The following is a 17850-nucleotide window of genomic DNA, read 5'->3' as shown; positions in this document are numbered from 1 at the left end:
TCGCGCGACGTCTGCGCAGGTCAGGCCGCGACGCGACTGCGACGCCTTCGGATCGGACGGCCGACTGTGCGCGACGAGCGCAGACCCCGATACCCGACCAGACCGAGCACCGTGAGGGTCGCGACCATCGGAATGAGCTGGACGACGGAGTTGGGGAGGTCGCTCGTGCTCTGCAGGCGGATGGCGACCGCATCCGAGAACCCGAAGAGCATCGCAGCCGGAACGAGGAACAGCGGACGGTTCACCGCGAGCAGCGCCGCGGTGATGGCGATCCACCCGGCGCCGTCCGTCATGTCGCGGGCGAACAGGCCCAGTTCCCCGACGGTCAGGAATGCGCCGCCGAGCGCCGCGAGGGCTCCGGCGCCGATCAGACTCCAGGTCTGCACCTTCGGAACCGAGATACCCGCCGATGCCGCGGCCTTGGGCGCCGCACCGACCGCGAGGAGGTGACGCCCGGAACGCAGGCGGAAGAGGAGTCCGTAGAGGACGGCGAGCACAAGCGCGAGGTAGACGAGGGCGTTGTAACCGGACAGGAAGGCGCCGAGCACGGGGATGTCCTGGATGACGGGGATGGTGATGTCGGGAAGGGTCTGCACGTCGGGTTTCCAGACCCCCGTGCCGCCGAAGAGCACGCGCATGAGGTAGACCGACAGCGCGAGCAGCAGCATGTTGAGTCCGATCGCGAACACGACCAGATCGACGCCGAGGCGGTGAGCCCACGCCATCAGGAGCCCGGTGAGCGCGCCGGCAGCCGCAGCGATCAGGAGCGCAAGCGGAGCGGATTGCGTGGCGTTCAGCGCGAGCAGTCCCGTGAAAGCGCCTACGAGCATCTTCGCCTCGATGGCGAGGTTCAGAACGCCCGCGCGCGAGCTGAGCGCCGAGGCGATCGCTCCCAGCAGGATGGGCGTCCCGAGGCGGACGCCGTTGTGGATCATCTCCGAGGTGAAGAAGGTGGTGAGGAAGTCCATCGTCAGTGCGCTCCTCGCTCGGTCGCGGTGCCCTGCATCGCACTCGGCGAAGCCATCGGAGGCTCGCCGTCGCCGGTGCGACGAGCGAGTTCCGCAGCGCCGCGGCGCTTGTTGCGCCACAGCTCGATCCGGGTGGCCAGCGGCGCCTGGACCGCGACGAGCACGATCATCAGAGCGAGGATGACGGCACCGATCTCGCGTGGGATCCCGAGCAGGATCTGCAACCCGTTGATCGCGCCCACGGTGATGCCCGAGAAGAGGAAGGCCGCGATCGCGCCGCCGATCACCGTCGTGCCGCCCAGGATCGCCGCCGTGAGGCCGTTGAAGCCCGTACCGTCCATGAACCCGTCGATGACGCGGTAGTTCATGCCCAGCACCTGCAAGCCGCCGCCGATCCCGGCGAGGGCTCCGCCCAAAGCCGCGGCCCGGATGACGGCCATCCGAGTGCGCATGCCGGTGTACCGGGCGAAAAGCGGTGCCTCGCCGGCCATACGCTGCTCGTAGCCCCATGTCGTGCGCGACATGTAGATCCACACGAGGACGACGAAAGCCACCGCGATCACGATGTTCATGCCGAGCTTCGTGGACGGATCGAAGATCGCCAGTCGTGCGGTCTCGTCGACCTGAGCGGTGTAGGACGCACTACTCCCCGTGTCACGGAGCGGGTAGTTGACCAGGTACGACATCAACAGGGCGACCATCGAGTTGACGATGATGCTGACGATCAGTTCGTTCGCACCAAGGAAGACCCGGAACAGCGCGGGCACGATCCCGACCAGCGCACCGGCGACGGCGCCGCCCGCGAGCGCGACGCCGGCGTGCACTCCCGCGGGCAGGTGGATCATCGTCCCCACGCACACCGCGGCAAGGCCCCCGAGCGCGTACTGCCCTTCCTGCCCGATGCTGAACAGCCCGGCCCGTAGCACCATGACGGCGCCCAGCGTGGTCATGATCAGCGGCGCGGCCGTGGTGAGCACGTTGGCGATGTTGCAGAAGTTCGCGGAACACGTGAACGCGGACTGGTACACCGCACCCAAGGCGTCCCACGGCGACTGCCCGGAGGCCGCGATGAGCACGCCGCCGACGACCAGAGCCAGGATCACCGCACTCACGGGCACGGCGACGCGCTGGGCGGCCTGGGCCAGGTCGATATCTCTCATTGCACTCCCGCAACACAAAACGATTTGCTAAGACTCCGCACGGGGTCGGTGGAAGTTGAGCCTAGACATCTCGACAGTGCGAATCCGGCTCAGAAATCGAGATTTTCAGGACGCGAAACCCCCGGGAAACATCCGCGCTCGTTTTCCTCATTTCGAAAGCTGTGATGCAAAAAGACTTGCATGGAACCTGTGCGGCATACTGATCGCGTGAGCACCAAGAGAGCGACGATGCAGGAGATCGCGGCCATCGCCGGAGTCAGCGTCACGACGGTCTCTCATGTGCTGTCGGGCAAGCGGCCCGTCAATGCCCGTACCGCCGACCGCATCAGGGCCGTGATCGATCGCCACGGCTATGTCCCGGCCGCGGCCGCGCGGCAGCTGAAGTCCGGGGACAGCGGCCTCATCGGCTTCATCGTCCCCGACTTGTCCATGTCGTACTTCAGCGGTGTCGCGGCAGGCTTGGAGGCAGCAGCGGCCACGCGCGGGGTCGGCATGATCCTGTGCAGCACGCGCGGAGCAGACAGCGGCACGCCTCGATTCGTCGATCTCCTTCGCAACGCCACCCTCGACGGGGTCGTCTATGTTCCCGGTTCCCCCCGCACCGACGCCCTCGTACCCGCACTCGCGGCCGACTTCCCAGTCGTCCTGGCCGACGAGGACCTCCCCGGCAGCGACATTCCGGCGGTGACATCCGACAACGTCGCGGGGGGCCGACTGGTGGGCGCCCATCTCACCGAGCTGGGCCATCAACGAATCCTCGTGCTCCGCGGCCCTGCAGACCTCGGCTCCTCTCCCGCGCGAGCAGCCGGAGTCAGCGAGTCCTTCCCGCAGGCACTGACTCTGCAGGGCGATTTCACGGAACGCTCCGGTTACGAGCTGACAGGGCAGGCGCTCGCGAACGGGGTCGCCTTCACCTGCATCGCCGCCGCCAACGACGACCAGGCGCTCGGAGCCATCCGCCGCCTCCGCGAGGAGGGCATCCGCGTGCCCCAGGACTGCTCGGTCGTCGGCTTCGACGACATCCCGACAGCGAAGTACGCGGGCCTGACCACGGTCCGCCAGGACGTCGTGTCGGTCGGCAAGCAGGCCGCCGATCTGCTGCTGGACAGGATCACCTCTCGGTCGTCCGCCCCGCTGAGCGGCGAGAAGATCTTCATCGAGGTGGAGGTGGTCGTGCGCGACACGACCGCGCCGCCACCGAGCTGAGGCGCGCCGTCGATCCCGTTCGAGAGCGACACCCGACGTGCGATCAGACGAAGCGCACGGTGGCGTCGAGGCGCGTGCGCACGTCGAACACCTCGTTGCCGCCGATGTCGCGCGCGCCGGTCACGCCGCGACGCAGCACGGTGGCCAGCGCGGAGCGGCCGGCGACGACGACGGGCGTGCCGCGCACGGCGCCGAGCTCGGTGATCTGCTGGGCGAGGTCGTTGTCGGGCAGCACGACGATGGCGCCGCTGAAGCGCACCCGCGCCGCGCGGGCGACGACCCGCATCCGCGAGAGCAGGTCGCTGACGGGAGCGCCGACGACGGCCGGGCCGATGATCTCGCCGCGGCGGAAGCCGACAGGTCCGCCGAAGTCCTCCGAGAGCACCCCGTACAGGCCGCTCGGGCCGAGCACGATGTGGTCGAGCTTCTCGTCGAGGTCGCCGCCGCGACCGGATGCGGCGACGTCGTGCCAGACGCTGTAGCCCATGCCGAGGTCGGCGACGATGCGCGCGGTCGCCTCCTCGGCGAGCGCGTCCGCCAGAAGGCGCCGGATATCGCGCGGCGCGGAGCGCACCAGCTGCGCGTCGTAAGGATCGGGCACCTCGGTACCGCGCCCCACCCACTCGCGGATGAGAGTGAGATACCGTTCGCGTCGCCATCCGCCGGGGTGACCCGCCGACCGGGCGCGCGGGCGGGTGTCCTGCCGCGCGCGCGGCGGGGTCCACGCGCCCTCCGCCTCGGGTGCCGCGCTCACCGCACCCCGGCCGCGGTCGTAGGCCGCTCGGGCCTCGGGCGTGCCCACGAGCTCCCACGCGCGCTGCACCTCGACGAAGCGCACGGCGTCGCCGCCGGTGTCGGGATGCGTCTCGCGCAGGCGCACCCGGAACGCACGCCGAAGGGTCTCGTCGTCGGCATCGGACGCGACCTGGAGGATGTCGTACGCGGATGCGGAGAGGGGACTGTCGAACACGCCGCCTCGCTTTCACCTGCCGCACGGCAGCGTCCAGGCTACCGGCCCGCGCCTGTTCGGGTGCCGTGAGCTCAGCGGCGTTCGTTTCGTCGCGCGTAGGCGGCGGCCTTGCGACTCGACAGCGCGAGCAGCACCAGGATGTCGAGGCCGAGGTTCAACAGCGTGCCGCTGATGCGGATGTCCTGCCCCTGCACCCACCAGGTCGAGAAGGCGAAGCTGATCGAGAGCACCGAGAAGACGAGCACGGTGACTCGTGAGCGGTTGCCGCCGCGCAGGACGAAGATCGCCATGACCGTGTCGAACAGCAGAACGGCGCCGCCCACGGCCCACACGAACCCCAGCCCGAGGGCCCGCTCCTCTTCGCTCAGCGGCACACCGTCGATCACGACCGACGCCTCATGTACGATCTGACGCCACTCGAGGGTGATCGCCAGCAGCCAGAACACGCCCGCAAGCACGCGCAGCAGCACGAGGAGCCCTCCGGCTACGGTCGCGGCGGGGCGGGGCATCTGCGGGTCGTAGGCCAGCGGGCGAGCGAGGCGGGCCGGGGACTCGAACGCCGCCCGCTTGCGGGGGACCCTCTCGCTCATGCCGTCACCTCCCGCACGTCCACGATCGGCAGGTCGCCGTCGGTGCGGATGCTGTCGCCGCCGCCGTTGCGGGCGTGATAGCCGGTGGAGAAGTCGGCGATCACGTCGACCCTCACGCGAGGCTCCGCCGCGGTCACCGTCTGCACGATGTGGTCGCGCTCGATGTCGGTGTCGGCATCGATGCGATGGGTGACCTGCAGCGTGAACAGCGACAGTCCGACAGCGGTGTCGAAGGTGCCGGCGGCCAGCCAGTCCACCCGGCGCCCGCCCGGCAGCAGCCAGTCGTCGGGGCATCGCCAGAAGCGCACGTGGTGCCGCTGTGCGGGGTTGCCGTCCACCTCCTGCTGGTAGGCGAAGTCCTGCTGACGCGAGAACAGGAACAGCGGGCTGACGGGGGCCTCGTCGTAGCTGCGCCTGGTCAGGGTCGACGTGATGATGCGCCGGGACGAGGCGAGGGTCACAGGATCGGCCTTCGTCCAGCCGGCGCGACGCAGCGCCTCCTCGATCTGCTCGGCACTGCCCATGAATGCGAGGTTGACGGGGTCGCCGAGCAGTCCGTCGCTCGTGCGTGTGCGGCCGATGAAGTAGTCGGGCACGTAGATCATCGTCAGGATGCGGTGCAGCCTGGGCAGCACGAGGTAGGCCAGGAGAACCCAGAACGCGATCGCGAGCGGGATGCCCCACCATCCGACGCGGAAGGTCTCGGTGAAGCTCAGGTAGGCGAGCCAGATCGAGGCGAGGCCGGCGAAGACGAAGAAGAAGCCATCGAGCGCGACGCCGATCGAGTAGGCCCGGCGCTTCCGCTTCTCCCGCGCAGCCACGATCAGCTCCAGAGCGCCCGCGGAGGTCGGAAGGCGAACGCCTGGTCGATGAGACCGGGATCGAGGTCGTCGAGCGAGGCAGGATGCCAGCGCGGGGACCGGTCCTTGTCCACGAGCTGGGCGCGGATGCCCTCGACGAGGTCGGGCTGGGTGAGAGCGAACCACATCACGAGCCCGTACTCCTGCTCCAGGACTTCCCGGAGCGACTGTCTGCGCCGTGCGCGCCGCACGGCGGCGAGCGTCACGGTCAGCGCGGTGGGTGAGAGCGAGGCGATCAGTTCGGCGGTGGCGACCGCATCCGGGTCGAGATGCGCCCGCAGCCGCGCGAGGATCTCCGTCACCGAATCGGCGGAGAACGCGTCGTCGATCCAGGGCCTCGCCTTCTCGAGGCGGGAGGTCTCCGGCGTCTCGTCGAACAGGAGCACCAACTCGGCCGGCCCCTGCGGATCCGCGCGGGTCTCGAGTGCGTCACGGAAGGCGTCGATGCGGTCGGCGGGAACGAGGTGATCGGCGAATCCCGCGTAGATCGCGTCGGACGCATCCATCGCGCCGCCGGTCAGCGCGAGGTACTCGCCGATGCGCCCGGGGGCGTGGGCGAGCAGCCAGGTGCCCCCGACGTCGGGAGTGAACCCGATGCGGGTCTCGGGCATCGCCAGCTGCGAGCGCTCGGTGACCACGCGGTGCCCGGCGTGCGAGGCGAGCCCCACGCCGCCGCCCATCGTGATCCCGTCGGCGATCGTCACGACCGGCTTCGGATACTCGGCGAGACGGGCGTTCAGCGCATACTCCGCGAGGAAGAAGTCGGCGGCGCGCTCCGCGTCGGAGCTCATCGCCTGCTCGCGCAGCAGACGCACGTCGCCGCCCGCGCAGAAGCCGCGCTCGCCCGCACCGTCGAGCAGCACGACCTCGACATCGGCGTCGTGCTCCCACGCGTCCAGGGCCGCGGCGAGCCGGCGCACCATCTCGATGTCGACCGCGTTGAGCGCGCGCGGACGGTTGAGCGTCAGCCGCCCCACCCCCTGATCCGACCGCACCAGCACCGTCGCATCCGCACCGCTCATGCCCGCCACGTTAGCGCCGCAGGAGCGCCGCCACGGGATGGGCGAGAGTCGATCCCCGATTCTCCGCGGATTTCCGCCAGAATGGAGAAACGTTCTGACCTTGACGGAGGTTCCCATGCCCGACGGCCAGATCCTGGAGTTCTCCGAGGTCACCAAGAGATTCGGCGCGATCGACGCCGTCTCCCGGTTGAGCGCGCGTATCGAACCCGGCCTCGTGACCGGATTCCTCGGCCCGAACGGCGCCGGTAAGACCACCTCGCTGCGCATGCTGCTGGGGCTCGTCCGGCCTACTTCCGGCACGACGACGATCGGCGGATCGCACTACAGCGAACTGCGCCATCCGCTGCGCACCGTCGGCGCCGCGCTCGAAGCGTCGAGTTTCCACCCCGGCCGCAGCGGGGCCAACCACCTGAAGGTCTACGCCCAGGCGGCGGGGCTGCCGACCGGCCGCATCGACGAGACGCTCGCACTCGTCGGCCTCTCCGACGCCGCCGGACGCAAGGTCGGCGGCTACTCGCTCGGCATGCGCCAGCGGCTGGGCCTGGCGACGGCGCTTCTCGGCGACCCGGGCGTGCTCGTGCTCGACGAGCCCTCCAACGGACTCGATCCCGAAGGCATCAAGTGGATGCGGATGCTGCTGCGCGCCTTCGCCGACGAAGGCCGGACGGTGCTCGTCTCCTCGCACCTGCTCATGGAGATCCAGCAGACCGCGGATCGCCTGCTGATCCTCGCCCGCGGACGTCTCGTGTTCGACGGCGGCATCGAAGACCTCGCCGACCCCGACGAGTACGCGACGGTCGTCGATGCCCCCGATCGCGCCGCCCTCGAGGCCGCACTCACTGGCGCCGGGCACTCGTTCGAGGTGTTGCGCTCGGGGCTCACGGTGCGGGGAGCGGAGCCCGTCGAGGTCGGCGCACTCGCCGCCGCATCCGGCATCGCGCTGTCGGGTCTGCAGCGCCGCGGCCCCGAGCTCGAGGAGATCTTCCTCGCCCTGGTCGACGGCACACGGGTGCACCCGCCGGTGGGCGAGGTCGCGGCCATCCCCGCGGTCGACGAAGAAGCCCCGCTCGCGCCCGAGAACGATCCCGCCCCGGAGACGTCGGAGATCACCGAGGCGCCCGATGTGGAGGTGCCGCTGGACACGCCCGTTCCCGAGGGCGCCGCCGAGGCCGCTCGTGAGGATGCCGCCGCTGCCTCCGAGATCGCCCCCGCCGATCAGACCGCGCCGGTCGAGGAGACCGCGGCGCCGGACGAGCAGCAGGGTGCTGCCGCCGATGATCCCGCGCCCGCCGTTGAGAGCGCCGAGGCTCGCGCATCCGACTCCGAGCCGGCGGAAGGCGAGGCCTCCGACGCAGATCCCGCGCCGACCGAGGCCATCCAGATCACCGAGCCGATGGATGAGGTCGAGCCGCATCCGGAAGCAGACCACCGCGAGGAAGGGGGCCGGGCATGAGCCTTGCGAACGTCACCCGCTCCGAGCTGACCAAGCAGTTCACCACCTCGATCTGGTGGATCCTCGGTATCGTCCTCGCCGGTTACGTCGGGTTCACCGCGGCAGGCCTGTCCGTGGTGTTCGCGCTGGCCGCGAGCGGCGCCCTGCCCTCGAGCGGCGGCGGCCTCACGGCGACGGGCGTACCGGGCGACGTCAGCGCCCTGATCTACAGCCTCGCCGCATCCGTCGGATACGTGTTCCCGCTGCTGATCGGCACACTGCTCGTCACCGGGGAGTTCCGCCACAACACGCTCACCCCCACCTTCCTCACCACTCCGAAGCGCGGACGGGTCCTCACGGCGAAGGTCCTGGCCGGCGCCGTGATGGGCCTGGTCTACGCCGCCCTGGCGCTGATCGTCACCGTCGGCCCCGCCGCCGGCATCCTGGCCGGGTTCGGGCAGCACACGGGCCTCGATTCCTCGGACACGTGGGCGATGTTGGGACGCATCGTGATCGCCTTCGTGCTGTGGGTCGTGGTCGGCATCGGCGTGGGTCTCGTGGTGCGCAATCAGGTCGCGGCGATCGTGATCGTGCTGGCCTTCACGCAGTTCATCGAGCCCCTGCTGCGCTTCGGCGGCGCCTTCGTCTCGGGTCTGAGCGACGTCGCGCGGTTCCTGCCGGGCGCCGCGAGCGACACCCTCGTCGGCGCGAGCTTGTTCTCAGCCAGCGCGGGAGGGGATGCGGGCCAGCCGCTGGAGTGGTGGGTCGGCGGCCTCGTGCTGCTCGCCTACGGCCTGTTGTTCACCGTGCTCGGTTACTTCGCCAGCTGGCGCCGCGACGTCGGCTGACCCGCGCCCGGCGGGGCGGCCCGCATCCTCTTGCCGGCCCTCCCGTGCGCTCCCTTACGCGCGAATGAGCGTCGCTCGGCGGATGCGAGCGGGCGCCGCGCTCAGCTGGACGCGAGCTCGACGACGTCGGTCGGGTCGTCGCCCGCGTCGACGCGGAGCGCGCGCACGAGCGCCTCGCCGTGCCGGGTGCCGAGCACCAGCCGCTGGAACTCGGTGTCGCCCTCGATGTCGATGACCACGCCGGGGCGGTTCTTGCGGATGACGGCGAAGTCCTTGCCGCCGGCGTACCGCCACGTGCCGATAGCGAGGGTCGCGGGGATGAACGTACCGGGCGAGCGGACACCGCGCAGCCATGTCCACGGGTCGTCGGTCAGCTGCACCCGCGAGATCGCGGCGCGGTCGAGCGTCACATTCCGCCTGCGGAATGCCAGCGCCTTCTCGGCGCCCGACAGCACGATCTCGAGGTGTCCCGAGTCGAGCATGAGCGTCACCATGATCCCAGTCTGCCAGCGACGCTCCGACGGCGGCAGCGAATTTGCTCACAGACGGACAACGATCCGCCAGCCTCGTGCGACCCCGACCCCGTACGGCGGTGGAAGACTGTAGCGGTGCCCACGCCTCGTACCGACCTCCGGTCAGATGTGGGGCCCGAGACGGCTCCCGTGCTCGTCGCCCACGTGATCGACCGCGCCCGCGCGGGCGCGCGACTGAGCGTGGATGAGGTACTCGCCCTCGTCACCGCCGACGGCGTCGACCGCGATCTCCTGTTCGCCGCCGCATCCGCTCTGCGCGATGAGGGCCTCGCTCTCTCGGGGCGCCCCGGCGTCATCACCTACTCGCGCAAGGTCTTCGTGCCGCTGACGACCCTCTGCCGCGACCGGTGCCACTACTGCATCTTCGTCGACACTCCGGGCCAGCTGCTGAAGAAGAACAAGCCCGCCTACATGTCGCCGGAGCAGGTGCTGCAGGTCGTGCGTCAGGGCGCGGCGCTCGGGTGCAAAGAGGTGCTGTTGACCCTCGGCGACCGCCCGGAGGATCGCTGGCCCGAGGCGCGCGCCTGGCTCGACGAGCACGGGTACGCATCCACGCTCGACTACGTCGCCGCGATCGCCCGCCTCGTCACGGCCGAGACCGGCCTGCTCGCGCACCTGAACCCGGGGGTCATGCACGCGCACGAGCTCGATCAGCTCCGCCCGGTCGCCCCGTCGATGGGGATGATGCTCGAGACGACCTCCCGCGCACTGTTCGAGACACCCGGGCAGCCGCACTTCGGCTCGCCCGACAAGGATCCCGCGCTCCGGCTGCAGGTGATCGAGGACGCGGGAGCCGCCCGCATCCCGTTCACGACCGGCATCCTGGTCGGCATCGGCGAGACCCCCCACGACCGGGCTGAGTCCCTCATCGCGCTGCGCGATGCTGAGGAGCGGCACGGCCACATCCAGGAAGTGATCGTGCAGAACTTCCGCGCGAAGCCGCGCACTGCGATGCAGGACGCCCCGGATGCGGACCTGCTCGAGTACGCGACCGTCGTCGCCGCCGCGCGGCTCGTCATGGGCGCGCGGATGCGGATCCAGGTGCCGCCGAACCTGTCCGACCCGACCGAGTTCGCTCTGCTCGTCGGCGCAGGGATCGACGACTGGGGCGGGGTGTCGCCGCTGACCGCGGACCACGTGAACCCCGAGCGCCCGTGGCCGCACGTCGACGATCTGGCGGCGGCGACCGCATCCCTCGGCTACCGACTTCGCGAGCGCCTGACCGCGCATCCCGAGTACCTCGCCGACCCCGACACGTGGCTCGACCCCGCGATGCACGCCCCGGTCGCTGCCCTCGCCGACCCCGCCACCCACCTCGCCCGCACCACCCCTCCTGTGCCAGGGACCCGAAACGCGGCCCCGGCGGGCTCCGAGCCCCAAGAAGAGTCCCCCGAACACGGGACGACGGACGGCGCGAGCACCGGCGGCACGGGCACGGGTGCCGTGCGGGAGATGGCGGAGAGGGCGGCGGCGGACCCGCTCGCGCTGGACGATACCGAATGGCAGCGGCTGCTCGAGGCGACGGGAACCGCCCTCGACGACCTCACCCGCATCGCCGACGACGTGCGTCGCTATACGGTCGGCGAGGCGATCACGATCGCCGTCAACCGCAACCTCACCTCGACGGGCTTCCGCGCGGCGGGCGCGCAGACGCCGGAGCAGTTCGACCTCGCGGATGCGGCGGCGATCGCCGCCGACGCATGGGACCTGGGCGCGACGGAGCTGTGCATCCAGGGTCTGATCGACCCGCACGAGGCGCCGACCGCGTACCTCGACATCGTGAGGGCCGCGCGCGCCGGAGCTCCCGGCATCCACCTGCACGCCTACCGTCCGCAGGATGTGCAGGATCTCGCGGCCCGCACCGGCCTCACGCTCGACGAGGCCCTCGCCGCGATGCGGGATGCGGGTGTCGACAGCGTTCCCGGCACGGGCGTGAAGGTGCTGTCGGAGCGTGTCCGCGGCCTCATCGCCCCCGGCGATCTCGAGATCGACCGCTGGATCGAGACCATCACGGCCGCGCACCGCGCCGGACTCCGCTCGACGAGCGTGCTGTTCTACGGCCACGTCGAGACCGCGGCGGAGCGCATCGCGCACCTCGGTACCCTCCGCCGCATCCAGTCCGAGACGCGCGGGTTCACGGAGTTCGTGCCGATCCCCCTCCCCGGCCCCACCGGCGGCATCGGCCTGGTCGCGGGACGATCGGCGCTCGACGAGCACCGCGCGATGGCGGCGGTCGCACGCCTGTTCCTGTCGGGCAGCATCCCGCACGTCCAGATCCCATGGACGCGGCACGGCCTCGAGACGAGCGCCGTACTGCTGCAGGCGGGCGGCGACGACCTCGGCGGCACGCTGCTCGACGGCCGCGTGCGCCCCGAAGCGGGGATCGAGGCGGGCAACCAACTTCCGCTCACGGATGCGACGCGGATCGCCCGGCGGCTCTTCCGCCCGCTGCGCCAGCGCACCACGGTCTACGGCGAGCCGTCGGACGAGCGGAAGGCGGCGGTGCGATGACGCGCGAGGTCGACGTCGCGGTCGTCGGCGCGGGCTTCGGCGGGCTCGCGATGGCGTCGGCGCTGCGGCGGGCCGGGCGCGAGTCGTTCGCCGTGCTCGACCGGGGCAGCTCGGTCGGCGGCACCTGGCGCGACAACACGTATCCCGGCGTCGCGTGCGACGTGCCCTCACACCTGTACGGCCTCGAGAACCACCCATGGCCCGACTGGTCGGGGCTGTTCGCCCGCGGCGACGAGATCCACCGCTACCTGCAGCACATCGCGGAAGCCGAGCAGCTCGGCGAGCGTCTGCTGCTGGACACGCCGCTGCAATCCGCGGCGTGGGACGGCGAGCGCTGGCTCGTCGAGACCGGACGCGGCGAGGATGTGAGCGCCCGCCGCCTCGTGCTCGCGTGCGGGCGGCTGACGGAGCCGTCGATCCCCGACATCCCGGGACTCGAGAGCTTCGAGGGTCCACTGTTCCACTCCGCGCGCTGGGACCACACCGCCCCGCTCGCCGGCCGGCGCATCGCCGTGGTCGGCACGGGCGCCTCCGCCGTGCAGCTGGTTCCCGCGCTCGTCGCGCAGGGCGCCGAGGTCGTGCTGTTCCAGCGCACGCCGGCCTGGATCGTGCCGCGCGGCGACGTGGACTACACGGCGGCCGACCGCCGCCGGTTCGCCCAGCATCCGGACGAGCTCGCGCGGCTGCGCGACGAGCTGTACCGCGAGGGCGAGGAACGCTTCGCCTCGCGCTCCGGTGATGCGGATGCGGCGCGCGCCGCCCGCGCGGTCGCGCTCGCCCATCTGGACGCACAGGTGGCGGACCCGGCGCTCCGCCGTGCACTGACCCCGGACTACGCGTTCGGCTGCAAGCGTGTGCTGCTGTCGGACGAGTTCTACCCGGCCGTGGCCTCGGATGCGGTCGCGTTCGAGCCGTCGGCGCTCGCGCGCGTGGACGACGGCGAGCTGATCGCCGCATCCGGCGCCCGCTACCTGGCCGACATGCTCGTGCTGGCGACCGGCTTCGCCGCATCCGAGCAGCCGTACGCGCAGCTCGTGACGGGCGAGCAGGGCGAGACGCTCGCCGAGCACTGGGGCGAGGGGATGACCTCGTACGCCTCCACCGTGGTCGCGGGCTTCCCGAACCTGTTCGTGCTCAACGGCCCCAACGCGTCGCTCGGGCACAACTCGTCGCTGCTGATGCTGGAGGCGCAGGCGGAGTACGTGGCTCGCTGCCTCGACCGCGCCGGCGACGACATTCTGCGTCTCCGTCCGGATGCGGAGGTGGCCTACACCGCCCGCATCGATGCGGCGGCCGCATCCCGTCCCTGGCTCACCGGGGGCTGCGACAACTGGTACGTCGACGCACGGTCGGGCAGGCTCACTCTGCTGTGGCCCGACACCGTCGACGCGTTCCGCGCCATGCTGGGTTCCACCGACGGGTCGGAGTTCCTGCCGGCCCCGCTGCACCGCGATGCGTCGCGGGCGAGAGGAGAGTCATGACCGTTCCCCTGCGTCTGGGCTACAAGGCCTCGGCCGAGCAGTTCTCCCCCGATCGACTCGCCGACTTCGCCGTGCTGGCGGAGGAGGTCGGGTTCGACTCGGTCTTCATCTCCGACCACTTCCAGCCGTGGATGCACGAGGGCGGCCACGCCCCGGCGGCGCTGCCCTGGCTGGGCGCCGTGGGAGCGCGCACGTCGCGGGTGCTGCTGGGAACGAGTGTGCTCACGCCCACCTTCCGCTACCACCCGGCCGTCGTGGCGCAGGCGTTCGCGACACTCGGGGTGATGTTCCCGGGTCGGGTGATCCTGGGCGTCGGCACGGGTGAGGCGCTCAACGAGGTGACCCTCGGACTTGACTGGCCCGACCCGCCCGAGCGCTTCCAGCGCCTCAAGGAAGCCATCACCCTCATCGAGAAGCTCTGGGCGGGCGAGCGCGTCACGTACGAGGGCAACTTCTGGAGTGTGAGCGACGCGACGGTCTACGACCGCCCGACGACGCCCGTGCCGATCTACATCGGCGCGGCGGGGCCTGCGGCCACACGTCTGGCCGGCCGCATCGCCGACGGCTTCATCACCACGAGCGGCAAGGACCCGAAGCTCTACACCGACACGCTGCTTCCCGCCCTCGCCGAGGGCATCGAGAAGGCGGGGCGCTCCAGCGACGACGTCGACACCCTCATCGAGGTCAAGGTCTCCTACGCCGCCGACCGCGAGACGGCGCTGGAGAAGACGCGCTTCTGGGCTCCGCTCGCGCTCAGCGCCGAGGAGAAGATGGGCATCCACGATCCGATCGAGATGCAGCGGCGGGCAGCGGACCTGCCGATCGAGCGCGCCGCATCCCGCTTCATCGTCTCGACCGATCCTGACGAGCACGTCGAGCAGATCGCCCGCTACGTCGACCTCGGCTTCCGGCACCTGGTGTTCCACGATCCGGGTGAGGATCAGGAGCAGTTCCTGCGCACCTACGGCGAGGAGATCCTTCCGCGTCTGCGCGCGCGCTTCGCGTGAACTTCGACTGGACGGTCGTCGTGCCGCTGAAGGCGGCCGCATCCGGCAAGTCGAGGCTGGGGGCTGGCGCCGACCTGGTGCGGGCGATCGGACTCGACACAGTGGCGGCGGCCGCCGCGGTCGCGCGGGTGGTCGTCGTGACGGCCGATCGGCGGACGGCAGCGGATGCGGCCGCGATCAGCGGCGTGACGGTGGTCGCCGAGACGGAACCGCGCGGCCTCAACGCGGCGATCGCCCTGGGCATGCCCGCAGCCGATGCGCCGCGCGCGGCGCTCCTGGGCGACCTGCCGGCGCTCCGCCCCGTCGACCTGCGCAGAGCGCTGGATGCGGCCGCATCCGTCGATCGTGCCGTGGTCGCCGACGCCGAGGGAACCGGCTCGACCCTCGTCACCGCACGGGTGGGAGTGGCGTGGGAGAGCGCGTTCGGCGCGGACTCCCTGGCGCGCCATCTGGCGCTCGGATGCGTGCGTCTGGACGTACCGGAGGAGTCGACCCTGCGCCGCGATGTCGACACGATGGCGCAGCTCGCTGAGGCCGCCGCGTTGGGTCTCGGGCCCCGATCCGTTCGGTTCTCCACAGGTACCTCCCTTTCGCAGGGAGGCCCTCGCCGAGAGGCGTAACGTGCCAAAGGTGAGCGACGATTTCATGCGGGATGCGGACGCGTCGATCGCCCGCGTCGAGCAGCAGATCGCAGCCGCCCAGGAGCAGGCGAAGCGCGGTCAGCAGTTCCAGCGCGACGTCGCAGATGTGCGCGCCACGGCCAGCTCGCCCCGGCGCGAGCTTCGCGTGACGGTCGACGCCTCGGGCCGCTTGCTCGATGCGGACCTGTCGGATGCGGCCATGGAACTGTCTCCGCAGGCTCTGTCTCGTCTGCTCGTCGACACCGCCCGCGCCGCACAGCGCCAGGCGGGTGAGCAGGCGGTGCGCATCGCCGCGGACCTGTTCGGCGAGCAGGCCGGCGCCACCGAACGGCTGCGGGCCGAGATCGCAGACGCGCTGCCGCAGGGCGGCGGCACGAATGTGCGGTGGTCGTGATGGCGGATCGCATCGCTCTCGACGGCGATCTGATCGCCGCGCAGGCATCGCGGGTCGAGCTCGTCGCCTCCGATGTCTCGGTAGCGCGGGACGCGGCCGGCTCCACGAACATGGGCGGCGGCGCCTTCGGGGTGCTGTGCGCGTTCCTCGTTCCGCCGGCGCAGATCGCAGCGGCGATGGCGCAGCAGGCGATCGGTTCTGCCGAGCAGATGCTGCGCCGGTCGGCGACCGAGCTGCGTGGCGTCGGCAACGACATGGCGTCGTTCGAGGATGACGTCGTGCAGGGCATCAACACACTCGGTCAGGGACTCGGATGAGCACCGCGAACGTGCTGGTGGCGGCGCCGATCGATACGGCGACGCCGTTCAGCGGCGCGGGGTTGCTGGATTCGGGCAGCCAGCTGGTCGCCGCGGTGGACTCCGGGTCCTGGGTCGAGGGGGGACTCGCGGGCGTCGGCTTCGCGATCGACGTCGCCGCGACGGCGATCGACCCGCTGGGGTCGCTGATCGGGGCGGGTCTCGGCTGGATCATCGATCATCTCGAACCGTTGAAGGGCTGGCTCAACGACTTCGCCGGTAACGCGGGCGAGGTCGCCGCGTTCGCGCAGACCTGGTCGAACATCCAGACCCAGCTGGAGACCTCGGCGCAGGAGCTCGCCCATGTCGTGGGTCAGGTCGACGAGATGGCGGGCGAGGCGATGGAGGCCTATCGCCGATTCCAGCAGGATGTCGCGCAGCATCTGTCGGGCGCCGCATCCTGGGCCGGCGCGATGTCCACGGGTCTGCAGATGGCGTCGACGATCGTGCAGGTCGTCCACGATCTGGTGCGCGACGTGCTGTCGCAGCTCGCCGGCGCGATCATCTCGTGGGTCGCCGAGCTGGTGGTGACGGTGGGGCTGGCCACGCCCGTCGTCATCGGGCAGGTCACGACGCGCGTCAGCCAGCTCGCCACCACGGTCGGCGAGACGGTCACGAAGGTGCTGCGCTCGTGCAAGAACCTCGGCAAGCTCCTCGACGACCTCAAGGGTCTGCTGCAGCGGGCGGGCGATCTGTTCAGCAGCGTGCTGAAGGGTGGCGGCTCGGGCCCGTCGGTGCGTGTGCCGGACGGCCCCACCATCCGTGCGCGGGTCGGCGAGCCGCTCTCGCCCGCCGATCTGAAGAGCATGATCGACGAGGGTTATCACACGTCGGTCTTCAGCGACAAGGTCGTGCAGCACTACGATCACTCGGCGGCGACGCTCGGTCGTTCGGGCTCGGATGTGTGGGCCATGCCGACCGAGGATGCGGCCAAGATCCACACGCCGGCGCAGGCCGCGCGCGAGACCGGCATGGCGCCGATGGCGCAGGACGCGTACCTCAACGGCGGCGACATCTACGCCGTGCATTTCCCGGTCGACCCCGGCGAGTTGCGCCGCCCGACGGTGGCGGACTCGGGCGGGTGGGAGCACTTCTACCCCGACCCCACGAACACGAGCACCACGTACGGCCACACCGCGGTCAACACGGGGACGGGCGCCTATCTGGTGAACTCCACGCGTGAGACGCTCATCGCCGGCGGCGACGCGATGCGAAGCAATGCGGTACTGACGAAGCTGGAGAATGGAGCGTGGGTGCTCGTGAGGCGGTATTGAGCGCCGCGACGGAACTCGGGTGCCCGATGTGCCGCGAGGGTGTGTACAGCGGCGGGCAACCGCGGTTCGTGACGTCGACCTCTCCGGTCGACCTGCTCTATCGTTGCGAGGTGTGCCGCACGTGGTGGTTCGACAACAGTCGAGGGCTGCGTCCGATGACAGACGAGGAGGCGCGGGAGCGCTTCCCGAACGAGGTGGGCAATGACTGAACCGACCGTCGTCGATCTGGCGATCCTGCAGGCGCGCGAGCAGCGTCTGACGATGCAGACGGTGCTGTGGACGTTCGCCGCATCCACCGTCTACGTGCCCAGCGGCGGCGACCCCGGCGAGGATTTCCGCGGCTTCCAGCCGGTGTACTACCCGGGCGCCTCCGAGCGTGTGTTGGCCGTGTTCACCGACCCCGACCTCGCGAGCGAGCTCGACGCCCTCGCGCCGTGGATGGTGACGTTCACCGGGGCCGACCTCGTCCGTCGCATGCCGGCAGGCGAAGGACTCGTCGTGAACGCGGGCTCGAGCGTCGGCTTCGAGCTTCCCGCCGCGGGCCTCGCTGCCTTCCGCCAGGAGCTGGACGCCGCACGGGGTCTCTCCCAGTCCTGA

At 70.7% G+C, this 17850-nt stretch carries 19 protein-coding genes; 12 read left to right on the top strand and 7 right to left on the bottom strand.

Annotation, left to right across the window (positions count from 1 at the left end):
• Positions 1 to 20: 20 nt before the first annotated feature.
• On the bottom strand, positions 21 to 968 hold the full coding sequence (locus tag ACYVJS_RS09280; RefSeq protein WP_460739659.1) for an ABC transporter permease: 948 nt from the start codon (positions 966 to 968) through the stop codon (positions 21 to 23).
• Positions 969 to 970: 2 nt separating this feature from the next.
• Positions 971 to 2128, bottom strand: a complete 1158-nt coding sequence (locus tag ACYVJS_RS09275; protein ID WP_460739658.1) for an ABC transporter permease — start codon at positions 2126 to 2128, stop codon at positions 971 to 973.
• A gap of 207 nt (positions 2129 to 2335) precedes the next feature.
• Between ACYVJS_RS09275 and ACYVJS_RS09270 the strand changes: the two genes are divergently transcribed.
• Positions 2336 to 3334 (top strand): LacI family DNA-binding transcriptional regulator, encoded by a 999-nt coding sequence (locus tag ACYVJS_RS09270; protein WP_460739657.1) that lies wholly within the window; start codon positions 2336 to 2338, stop codon positions 3332 to 3334.
• Between the two features lie 43 nt (positions 3335 to 3377).
• Here the strand turns inward: ACYVJS_RS09270 and ACYVJS_RS09265 are convergent, their stop codons facing one another.
• The 4 genes from ACYVJS_RS09265 to ACYVJS_RS09250 all read right to left on the bottom strand — a co-directional run bounded on the left by ACYVJS_RS09265 (position 3378) and on the right by ACYVJS_RS09250 (position 6776).
• On the bottom strand, positions 3378 to 4304 hold the full coding sequence (locus tag ACYVJS_RS09265) for a J domain-containing protein (RefSeq protein WP_460739656.1): 927 nt from the start codon (positions 4302 to 4304) through the stop codon (positions 3378 to 3380).
• A 71-nt stretch (positions 4305 to 4375) separates the two neighbouring features.
• The gene (locus tag ACYVJS_RS09260; protein ID WP_460739655.1) at positions 4376 to 4894 is read right to left on the bottom strand and encodes a hypothetical protein; all 519 of its coding nucleotides are present in this window, start codon (positions 4892 to 4894) and stop codon (positions 4376 to 4378) included.
• Entirely contained in the window at positions 4891 to 5715 is an 825-nt protein-coding gene (locus ACYVJS_RS09255) for an LssY C-terminal domain-containing protein (protein WP_460739654.1), read from the bottom strand. The genes ACYVJS_RS09260 and ACYVJS_RS09255 overlap by 4 nt, the downstream gene beginning before the upstream one ends.
• 2 nt (positions 5716 to 5717) lie before the next feature.
• The gene (locus ACYVJS_RS09250; protein WP_460739653.1) at positions 5718 to 6776 is read right to left on the bottom strand and encodes an enoyl-CoA hydratase/isomerase family protein; all 1059 of its coding nucleotides are present in this window, start codon (positions 6774 to 6776) and stop codon (positions 5718 to 5720) included.
• 115 nt (positions 6777 to 6891) lie between these two features.
• Here ACYVJS_RS09250 and ACYVJS_RS09245 point away from each other — a divergent pair, with 115 nt between their 5' ends.
• Positions 6892 to 8229: an ABC transporter ATP-binding protein gene (locus ACYVJS_RS09245; protein WP_460739652.1), complete on the top strand. Its 1338-nt coding sequence runs from the start codon at positions 6892 to 6894 to the stop codon at positions 8227 to 8229.
• Positions 8226 to 9056, top strand: coding sequence for an ABC transporter permease (locus ACYVJS_RS09240; RefSeq protein WP_460739651.1), 831 nt, complete (start codon positions 8226 to 8228; stop codon positions 9054 to 9056). The genes ACYVJS_RS09245 and ACYVJS_RS09240 overlap by 4 nt, the downstream gene beginning before the upstream one ends.
• Before the next feature lie 101 nt (positions 9057 to 9157).
• On the opposite strand, the gene ACYVJS_RS09235 is transcribed toward ACYVJS_RS09240, so the two are convergent.
• Positions 9158 to 9550 carry a hypothetical protein gene (locus ACYVJS_RS09235; protein ID WP_460739650.1) on the bottom strand — a complete coding sequence of 131 codons (393 nt, stop codon included), beginning with the start codon at positions 9548 to 9550 and terminating at the stop codon, positions 9158 to 9160.
• 114 nt (positions 9551 to 9664) lie between these two features.
• Between ACYVJS_RS09235 and cofG the strand changes: the two genes are divergently transcribed.
• The 9 genes from cofG (at position 9665) to ACYVJS_RS09190 (ending at position 17850) form a co-directional block, all read left to right on the top strand.
• Positions 9665 to 12100, top strand: coding sequence for a 7,8-didemethyl-8-hydroxy-5-deazariboflavin synthase CofG (cofG, locus tag ACYVJS_RS09230; RefSeq protein WP_460739649.1), 2436 nt, complete (start codon positions 9665 to 9667; stop codon positions 12098 to 12100).
• A complete protein-coding gene (locus ACYVJS_RS09225) occupies positions 12097 to 13581 on the top strand; it encodes a flavin-containing monooxygenase (RefSeq protein ID WP_460739648.1) in 1485 nt (494 codons plus the stop codon). Before cofG ends, ACYVJS_RS09225 begins: the two co-directional genes overlap by 4 nt.
• Positions 13578 to 14588 carry a glucose-6-phosphate dehydrogenase (coenzyme-F420) gene (gene fgd, locus ACYVJS_RS09220; protein ID WP_460739647.1) on the top strand — a complete coding sequence of 337 codons (1011 nt, stop codon included), beginning with the start codon at positions 13578 to 13580 and terminating at the stop codon, positions 14586 to 14588. Before ACYVJS_RS09225 ends, fgd begins: the two co-directional genes overlap by 4 nt.
• Positions 14585 to 15208 (top strand): 2-phospho-L-lactate guanylyltransferase, encoded by a 624-nt coding sequence (gene cofC, locus ACYVJS_RS09215; protein WP_460739646.1) that lies wholly within the window; start codon positions 14585 to 14587, stop codon positions 15206 to 15208. Before fgd ends, cofC begins: the two co-directional genes overlap by 4 nt.
• A gap of 10 nt (positions 15209 to 15218) precedes the next feature.
• A complete protein-coding gene (locus tag ACYVJS_RS09210; RefSeq protein ID WP_460739645.1) occupies positions 15219 to 15623 on the top strand; it encodes a YbaB/EbfC family nucleoid-associated protein in 405 nt (134 codons plus the stop codon).
• Positions 15623 to 15940, top strand: coding sequence for a hypothetical protein (locus ACYVJS_RS09205; protein ID WP_460739644.1), 318 nt, complete (start codon positions 15623 to 15625; stop codon positions 15938 to 15940). The genes ACYVJS_RS09210 and ACYVJS_RS09205 overlap by 1 nt, the downstream gene beginning before the upstream one ends.
• Positions 15937 to 17253 (top strand): hypothetical protein, encoded by a 1317-nt coding sequence (locus tag ACYVJS_RS09200; RefSeq protein ID WP_460739643.1) that lies wholly within the window; start codon positions 15937 to 15939, stop codon positions 17251 to 17253. The genes ACYVJS_RS09205 and ACYVJS_RS09200 overlap by 4 nt, the downstream gene beginning before the upstream one ends.
• A 68-nt stretch (positions 17254 to 17321) precedes the next feature.
• Positions 17322 to 17462, top strand: coding sequence for a hypothetical protein (locus ACYVJS_RS09195; RefSeq protein ID WP_307320390.1), 141 nt, complete (start codon positions 17322 to 17324; stop codon positions 17460 to 17462).
• A complete protein-coding gene (locus tag ACYVJS_RS09190) occupies positions 17455 to 17850 on the top strand; it encodes an SseB family protein (protein WP_460739642.1) in 396 nt (131 codons plus the stop codon). The genes ACYVJS_RS09195 and ACYVJS_RS09190 overlap by 8 nt, the downstream gene beginning before the upstream one ends.

Source organism: Microbacterium neimengense (assembly GCF_054782995.1).
Note: the sequence above shows the minus strand (reverse complement) of the source record. Positions and strands in the feature narration are given on the sequence as shown.